Below are 1,164 nucleotides of genomic sequence, written 5' to 3'. Positions count from 1 at the left end.
CCGACCGGAGCGGCGACCGCGTTCAGGTCCGAGGCCGGCGGCAGGGCGTGGACCAGGGACTGCAGCAACAACCATTCGCTGACGAAGCCGTTGCCGGGCGGCAGGGCCGCCGCGCACAGTGCGGCGATCGCGGACGCCGCGGTCGTGGCCGGCATGCGGCGGCCCGGCCCGCCGAGGGCGTCCAGGTCACGGGTGCCGGTGGCGCGCACCACCGCACCGGCGGCGAAGAACGACAACGACTTGAACGCGGCGTGGTTGAGCGTGTGCAGAAGCGCCGCGGCCAGCGCCAGCGCGGCCAGCTCCGGCTGCCGGGCGTCGGCGAACAGGCCCGCGGCCCCGACCCCGAGCAGGATCAACCCGGTGTTCTCCGCCGTGGAGTAGGCCAGCAGTTTCTTCACATCGGTGGCCAGCGCCGCCTGCAAGATCCCGTACAGCGCCGACAGGCCGCCGCCGGCCGCCACCAGGGTCCACCACCAGGACGGTCCGCCGCCGAGCAGGTCGAAACCCAGGCGGATGATCCCGTAGGTGCCCAGGCTCACCATCGCCGCACTCATCAGCGCCGAGACGTGGCTGGGCGCCTCGGCGTGCGCCCGTGGCAGCCACGGATGGGCCGGCACCATCCCGGCCTTGGCCGCGAACCCGGCCGCCGCAAGCACGAACACCCCGGCGCGCACCGCGCCGGACAGGCCGGGCGCGGCGTGCCGGATCGCGGTGAAGGACTCCCCGCCGGACGCGGCGGCCACCCACACCAGGGCGAACAGGATCACGACGAACCCGGCCTGCGTCATGGCCGCGTACCAGCGGCCGGCCGAACGCACCGCCGGGCCGTGGGTGTGCTCGCACATCACCAGCAGCAGGGAGAACAACGCCATCAGCTCCCACGCCAAGCAGCAGCGTCGACACGCTGCCCGCCGCGGGCACCACCACCATCGCCGCGACGAACAGCGGCAGCGCGGCCAGTGCCGTACGCGACGACGCACCGGTCCCGGACCGGCCCACATAGCCCGCCGCGTACACCCCGACCAACGCCGCCACGCCGCCGACGACCAGCAGAAACCATCCCGACAGGGCGTCCACCTCGAGACGGACCCCGCCCAGCGGCAACAGCCCCGGCAGCGCCGCGCGCCACACCGGCCCGGACAGCGCCGCGCCGCCCGCGACGGC

At 74.8% G+C, this 1,164-nt stretch carries 1 protein-coding gene; it reads right to left on the bottom strand.

What is annotated here, in order from left to right:
- Nucleotides 1-872, bottom strand: an 872-nt coding sequence (locus tag ACFFNX_RS51365; protein WP_378213807.1) for a proton-conducting transporter transmembrane domain-containing protein, incomplete at its 3' end; no start/stop codon positions are given.
- Nucleotides 873-1,164: the final 292 nt, after the last annotated feature.

Source organism: Actinoallomurus acaciae, from assembly GCF_042429965.1.
GTDB classification, from domain to species: Bacteria; Actinomycetota; Actinomycetes; order Streptosporangiales; family Streptosporangiaceae; genus Actinoallomurus; species Actinoallomurus acaciae.
This window is presented reverse-complemented; position numbering and strand designations above follow the sequence as displayed.